Origin of the sequence: Aeromicrobium sp. (assembly GCF_014378035.1) — a bacterium.
Classification (GTDB): Bacteria; Actinomycetota; Actinomycetes; order Propionibacteriales; family Nocardioidaceae; genus Aeromicrobium.
In genome coordinates this window covers 1-6,468 of sequence record NZ_JACMOM010000271.1, presented here as the reverse complement: position 1 = coordinate 6,468, position 6,468 = coordinate 1, and the positions used below count along the sequence as shown (strand labels likewise).

The 6,468-nt window shown below is 68.1% G+C and carries 5 protein-coding genes and 1 pseudogene; 5 read left to right on the top strand and 1 reads right to left on the bottom strand.

Annotation, left to right across the window (positions count from 1 at the left end):
• The 4 genes from H7290_RS13980 to H7290_RS13965 form a co-directional block, all read left to right on the top strand.
• The coding region (locus H7290_RS13980; protein WP_290514627.1) for a MoxR family ATPase at nucleotides 1–476 on the top strand (476 nt) is incomplete at its 5' end.
• Nucleotides 477–486: 10 nt separating this feature from the next.
• Nucleotides 487–1,764, top strand: a complete 1,278-nt coding sequence (locus H7290_RS13975) for a DUF58 domain-containing protein (RefSeq protein WP_290514626.1) — start codon at nucleotides 487–489, stop codon at nucleotides 1,762–1,764.
• On the top strand, nucleotides 1,751–3,982 hold the full coding sequence (locus H7290_RS13970; protein WP_290514625.1) for a DUF3488 and transglutaminase-like domain-containing protein: 2,232 nt from the start codon (nucleotides 1,751–1,753) through the stop codon (nucleotides 3,980–3,982). The genes H7290_RS13975 and H7290_RS13970 overlap by 14 nt, the downstream gene beginning before the upstream one ends.
• Nucleotides 3,979–4,536 carry a GrpB family protein gene (locus H7290_RS13965; protein ID WP_290514624.1) on the top strand — a complete coding sequence of 186 codons (558 nt, stop codon included), beginning with the start codon at nucleotides 3,979–3,981 and terminating at the stop codon, nucleotides 4,534–4,536. The genes H7290_RS13970 and H7290_RS13965 overlap by 4 nt, the downstream gene beginning before the upstream one ends.
• Here H7290_RS13965 and H7290_RS13960 read toward each other — a convergent pair.
• Nucleotides 4,504–5,526, bottom strand: a complete 1,023-nt coding sequence (locus H7290_RS13960) for a glutathione S-transferase C-terminal domain-containing protein (protein ID WP_290514623.1) — start codon at nucleotides 5,524–5,526, stop codon at nucleotides 4,504–4,506. The two genes, H7290_RS13965 and H7290_RS13960, sit on opposite strands and share 33 nt — an antisense overlap.
• Nucleotides 5,527–5,677: 151 nt before the next feature.
• Here H7290_RS13960 and H7290_RS13955 point away from each other — a divergent pair.
• Nucleotides 5,678–6,468, top strand: a pseudogene (locus H7290_RS13955) (2-isopropylmalate synthase); the annotation flags it as partial.

Genomic DNA, 6,468 nt, shown 5'->3' with positions numbered 1-6,468 from the left:
ACGCACTCCCGGAGGCCCAGCGCGACCGCTTCATGGCCCGCATCTCGATGGGCTACCCGTCGGCAGCCGCCGAGCTGGAGATGGTGCGAGGCCGCGAGGCGCACAACCCGTTCGACGAGCTCGTCGCGGTGGCCTCCATCGAAGACGTGCAGTCCATGATCGCCACGGCACGCGCCATCCACGTGTCGGAGTCGGTCGAGCAGTACGCCGTCAACATCGTCCAGGCGACGCGGGTCCACAGTGGGCTGCGCCTGGGCGCCAGCCCCCGTGCCACCTTGCAGCTCGTCCGCGCGGCCAAGGCTCGCGCGGCGGGCCAGGGCCGCGACTACGTCCTGCCCGACGACGTCGACACGCTCGTCCCGGTCGTCCTGCCGCACCGGCTCATCCCCATGCGGGGCTCCGCGACCGTCGAGGACGTGGTGCAGCGCATCGTTGCCGAAACCCCGGTGCCCACCGCCGCAGTCCACTCGAGCTGAGCTGAGAACCATGCCCAGGGACACCACGCAAAAGGCCAGTGCGGTTGCTCGTCTTCGCACTGCCGCCAGCTCGGTCGTGATGACCGGGCGCGGCATCGGGTTCCTCGTGGGTGCCGTCGTGAGCTTCGTGGCCGCACCGCTCCTGTCGTTGCCGGCGCTCCTGTACGTGACCGGTCTGCTGCTGGGTCTACTGATCTTCTCCACGGGATTCGTCTTTCTCGGGCACTCGCGAGTTGTCATCGAGCGTTCGTTCAGCCCGCAGGTCGTGGCGCCGGGGTTGAGTGCGAAAGCGACGCTGCGCGTCACCAACCTCTCGGTCCTGCCTTGCTCGGGGGCGAGTTGGGAGGACCATCTCCCGCAGGGCATCTCCGGTGACGCGGCCGGACTCCTCCCGCCCCTCGGAGGCAGCCACAGCTCCACCTCGCGATCTTCCTTCTCGTACGGGCTGCAGGGCCTTCGCCGAGGCCGTCACCTTGTCGGCCCTCTTCGCATCGACGTCCTCGACCCGTTCGGGTTGGCGTCTCGCCGGCACGCGTTCGGATCTGCGGAACCGCTGACAGTCCTGCCCAAAATCGTCGAGCTCCCGGCGATCGCCCCGCGAGGCGAGAGCGACGACGGGGTCACCCGGCCTGCACCGCAGCACGTCGGCGTCGGCGACGACGACATCATCGCCCGCAGCTACCTGCCCGGTGACGCCATGAACCGGCTGCACTGGAAGGCCACCGCCCACCGTGGAGAACTCATGGTGCGCCAGGTGGAGCAGCAGATCAATCCGCGCGCGGCGGTCTTCCTCGAGTGCCACCCCGACAGCCAGGGCACCGCCCGTGACCGCAAGGGTCAGTGGGAGCATTCCGCTTCGCTCGAGTGGGGCATCGTCGCCGCGGCGTCGATCATGTCGCATCTCGTCCGGGCGGGCTACGTCGTCGCGTTGCAGTCCAACGCCCTGTCGCCCGACCGCCACATCGCCGACGGACACGACACCGTCGAGGACGCCATGGTCGACCTTGCCGTCCTCGAGCCGGACGCCAACGACCACGACCGCATCGTGGCACCCGAACGTGCGTCCTTCGTCGTCCTCGGCCACCTCACGGCCGATCGCGCACGCCACTGGACGAGCGTGGTGGCAGCGTCGCGGGCGGTGCTGGCATTCGTCGCGGCGGGCAGTCGTCCCGAGGCGCTCGAGGTGCTCGAAGCCGCCCAGTGGCGAGTTGTGATCTACCGGCCCACCGACGACGTCGCAGAGCTGTGGAGCGAGTTCGACGGGGTGCGCGCCGATGTGGCGAGCTGAGAAGTCCACGCGCCGAGCCGCCCGGCGCACAACCCGGAGCACATGGTTCGACCACGGCATCATTGCGCTGGCGTTCGCGATCCTGCTGTCGGGCTCCCGCACCGTCATCGAGGGCAGCGACTGGTGGATCACGACGCTGCTCGTGGCAATTCTCTCGGGCCTGACCTGCGCCGTGCTTCGTGGCCTTGGCGTCCGCTGGGTCGTGCCGATCGCCGTCGTGGGGGAGTTCTTTGCGCTGATCTGGATCTTCGTGCCGACAACCCTGCTGGTGTTCCTGCCGACGCCCGACACCTTCAGGACCTTGTCGAGCCTCGTCTCATCGGCCCAGAACATCGTCGCCGACGAGCAGGCGCCGGTTGCCGCGGCCAAACCCATCGTGTTGATGATTGCTGCGTCGTTCGGCCTGCTGGTCATCGTGGCCGACGCGCTGCTGGAGCGTCAGCGGGCGGCATTGACGGTGGGCGTGCTCCTTGTCGCCGTGTTCGTGACGCCATCGCTCATCTCGGGCACCACGCCATCGGGGTGGCTGTTCGTCAGCGTCGCGGCCCTGTGGCTCCTGATCCTCAGGACCAGGACGTCGTCAGCCGACCAGACAGCCATGCGCGACCGGGTGCCGGCGATGGCGCTCGGCGCTGCCGCGCTCGCTGCCGCCGTGGCGTTCCCCGTCGTGTCTCCAGACATCAGCGCCGTCGCTGCGTCGTGGGGCAAACCACCGTCCGCGGTCTTCGGCAGTGGCATCAACCCGATGCTCAAGCTCGGCCAAAACCTTCGACGCACCTCGCCCGTGACCGCGCTCACCTACTCGACGAGCCTCGACAGTCCGCCCTATCTCAAGGTCGCGACACTGCGCAACTTCACTGGCAAGACGTGGCGGCCGAGCAAGGCCAACGGTTTCGTCACCTCCGAGGGTGAGATGGGCGTCAACCGCAACATCAAGGTTGACCGGGCCAGGACGACGATCACCATCAAGCAGCTGCGCAGCTCGATGCTGCCGGTGCCCTACCCGGCTCTGTCCGACGTCTCGGGTCTCAAGGGGTCGTGGCAGTGGCAGCGGCTCGGCATGACCCTCGAGTCCCGGACCGACGGCTCCCGTGGGCAGAAGTACACGGTGTCGAGCCTGGACATTCGGCCGACCGCGACGCAGATGCGACAGCTGACGACCAATGTGGGGCTGCCGCTGCGTCCGTATGTCGAGCTGCCGGCCGCGATGCCCGCCATCATCGGCGACACCGCGCGCAAGGTCACGGCCGGCGCCACCAACGACTACGACAGAGCCATCGCGCTGCAGTCCTACCTGCGCGACGGCGACTTCACCTACTCCGAGACCGCGCCCGTCGCGGACGGCTATGACGGCAACGGCGTCGCCGTCATCGCCAAGTTCCTCAAGGCCAAGGCTGGCTACTGCGTGCACTTCTCGTCGGCCATGGCGGTCATGGCGCGCTCGGTCGGCATTCCCTCGCGCATTGCTGTCGGCTACGCGCCGGGCGCCTTTCTCCGCATCACCGGTGGGCGGGCCGAGTACGAGGCGACGTCAGAGGGCCTTCACGCGTGGACCGGGCTCTACTTCGCGGGAGGCGGCTGGACGAAGTTCGAGCCGACGCCGGGCGTGGGCACGGCGACGCGCTTCGACGAGCCCAGCTCTGGTTCCGCCAATACCGACTCGGGTGGCGCGACGACCAGTGACCGGCAGCAGACGCCGCGCGACGCGAAGCGTCTCGACAGCGTCGCGCCGGTCAAGACACCCAGCACGTCCCAGACGGCTCCGCGCACGGCACTCATCACGATCGGTGGGATCTTGGTCCTGGGTGCGGCTCCCGGCCTGCTCCGCGCGGCGCGTCGCAGGTGGAGGTTTCGCCGCGGCCGCTCGTCGCCCGATCCGCTGTGGCGCGAGCTCGAGGACTCTGCCCGCGACCTCGGGGTGGTGACGTCGGCGACCGACACGCCGCGCGGCTTTGCCGCCAGGCTCCAGGGGCGTCCCGGCACCGATTCTGAGGCCCTCGCCAAACTGCTCAGGCGGGTTGAGACGTCTCGTTTCTCCCGCAACGGACTGCAGGAGGGCGACGGTGTGGCCGACCTCCGCGCGGTTCTGGCGTCGTTGCCGTCAGACGCCACCCGGCCCGAACGGCTGCGCGCGGCGGTTCTTCCGCGATCGCTCGCCGGACGAGGCCGTTACGCCTCGACGACACGCCTGGGGAGCACTGCCACACTGGCGTCATGAGTGGGCGGGACGAGTCGGTACTGATTGGCGGTCCGGAGCGGCGCGGCATCCTCATCGTCGATCACGACCCGTCGTGGTCGACGCGCTACGAGTCCGAGTGCTCGCGCATCGTCGACGCTCTTGGTGACCGGGTGCTCCGCATCGACCACATCGGCTCGACCAGTGTGCCGGGCCTTGCCGCGAAGCCGATCATCGACATCGACCTGAGCGTGGCCGACCCTGACGACGAGACGGCCTACGTGCCCAACCTGGAGCATGCTGGATATGTGCTGCGGGTGCGCGAACCGGGACACCGCATGCTGCGGTCGCCCGCACGTGACGTCCACGTGCACGTGTGCGCCCTCGGCAGTGAGTGGGAGATGCGCCACCTGCTCTTTCGCGACTGGCTGCGGCGCAATGATGACGACCGCCATCTCTACGAGTCGGTCAAGCGTGACCTCAGCGGTCGCGCGTGGGAGGACACCAACGACTACGCCGACGCCAAGACCGATGTCATCGTCGAGATCCTGGCACGCGCGAACTCAGCCCTCGGCCAAGGGAACGACTTCGGGTAGGGGCGGCGTGCCGTCACCGAATGGACGTCCGCCCATCTCCTCGCGGCCGTGGGCGGTCAGCCACACGTCGGGGTCGGGCCCCTTGGGAATGATCCCCGTCGGGTTGATGTCCTCCTGCACGACGTAGTAGTGGGCCTTGATCTGCCCGAAGTCGGTCGTCTCGCCGAAGCCCGGGGTCTGGAACAGGTCGCGCGCGTAGGCCCACAGGGCGGGCATCTCGGAGAGCTTCTGCCGGTTGCACTTGAAATGGCCGTGGTAGACCGCGTCGAAGCGCGCCAGCGTCGTGAACAGCCGGACGTCGGCCTCGGTGATGGTGTCGCCCATCAGGAAACGTCGGGTCGCCAGACGCTCCTCAAGCCAGTCGAGAGCGGTCCACAGCCGGTCGTATGCCTTCTCGTACGTCTCTTGCGAGCCCGCGAACCCGCAGCGGTAGACGCCGTTGTTGACCTCGGTGAAGACGCGCTGCATGACGTCCTCCATCTCATCGCGCACCGCGTCGGGCCACAGGTCGGGAGCGCCCTCGCGGTGAAGCTCTGACCACTCCGTCGAGAAGTCGTGGGTGATGGCGGGGAAGTCGTTCGTCACTACCTGGCCCGTCGGCAGGTCGACCATCGCCGGCACCGTGATGCCTCGCGGGTAGTCGGGGTAGCGCTTGAGGTAGGCCTCCTGGAGGCGCGCGATGCCGAGCACCGGGTCTACCCCGCCCGGGTCGAGGTCGAACGTCCAGCTGCGCTTGTCGTGGGTCGGTCCGCAGTAGCCGATCGAGAAGGCGTCCTCGAGGCCGAGCAGTCGGCGCACGATGATGGCGCGGTTGGCCCACGGGCACGCCCGCGCCACGATGAGCCGGTAGCGGCCGGACTCGACCGGCCAGCCGTCACGGGCGTCCTTCGTGATGCGGTCGGGTATGTAGTTCATGTCCCGGTCGAACTCGGCGCCTTGGTGGACGTACGCGCCTTTGGTGGAGTGATCGCTGCTCGCCTGAGAAGTCATGCTGCTAGCCTAATCAGGTGCTGCAGATCCGCTTGCTTCTTCTTTGCCGCGCCGAGGTCCACTAGGTCGGACCCCTCGGCGCGGAGTTTGTCATGACCGGCCACCGCTCGCCAGCCACGAATCGTGGCACTGACAGACACCCGAGGATCCGATGAACAGCTCCGTCAGCTCACCCCAGCAGCCCAGCCGTATGCCCGCGGCGCGCTACCAGCCCTTCACACCGGTCGACCTGCCTGACCGTTCGTGGCCGGCGAAGACCATCACCACCGCGCCCCGGTGGTGCGCCGTCGACCTCCGTGACGGCAACCAGGCCCTGATCGACCCCATGAGCCCCGCCCGCAAGCTGGCGATGTTCAACCTCCTGGTCGACATGGGCTACAAAGAGATCGAGGTCGGCTTCCCGAGCGCGAGCCAGACCGACTTCGACTTCGTCCGCCAGCTCGTCGAGGGCGACCACATCCCCGACGACGTCGTCATCCAGGTGCTGACGCAGTGCCGCGAGCACCTCATCGAACGCACCTTCGAGTCGCTGGTGGGCGCCAAGCGGGCCATCGTCCACTTCTACAACTCGACGTCCACGCTGCAGCGACGCGTCGTCTTCGGCCTGGACCGTGACGGGATCACCGACATCGCCACGCAGGGCGCGCGCCTTGTCATGAAGTACGCCGAGATCCTCACCCCCGACACCGAGATCTCCTACGAGTACTCGCCGGAGTCGTACACCGGCACCGAGCTCGACTACGCGCTCGAGGTCTGCAGCAAAGTCATCGACGTCATCGATCCCACCCCCGACTGGCCGTTGATCATCAACCTGCCGGCCACCGTCGAGATGGCCACGCCCAACGTCTACGCCGACTCGATCGAGTGGATGGACCGCCACCTGCCGAGGCGCGACAGCATCGTGCTGTCCCTGCACCCGCACAACGACCGCGGCACCGCGGT

Coding starts and splice junctions, on each gene's coding strand:
- H7290_RS13975 (WP_290514626.1), top strand. CDS start 487: ATGCCCAGGGACACCACGCAAAAGGCCAGTGCGGTTGCTCGTCTTCGC.
- H7290_RS13970 (WP_290514625.1), top strand. CDS start 1,751: ATGTGGCGAGCTGAGAAGTCCACGCGCCGAGCCGCCCGGCGCACAACC.
- H7290_RS13965 (WP_290514624.1), top strand. CDS start 3,979: ATGAGTGGGCGGGACGAGTCGGTACTGATTGGCGGTCCGGAGCGGCGC.
- H7290_RS13960 (WP_290514623.1), bottom strand. CDS start 5,526: ATGACTTCTCAGGCGAGCAGCGATCACTCCACCAAAGGCGCGTACGTC.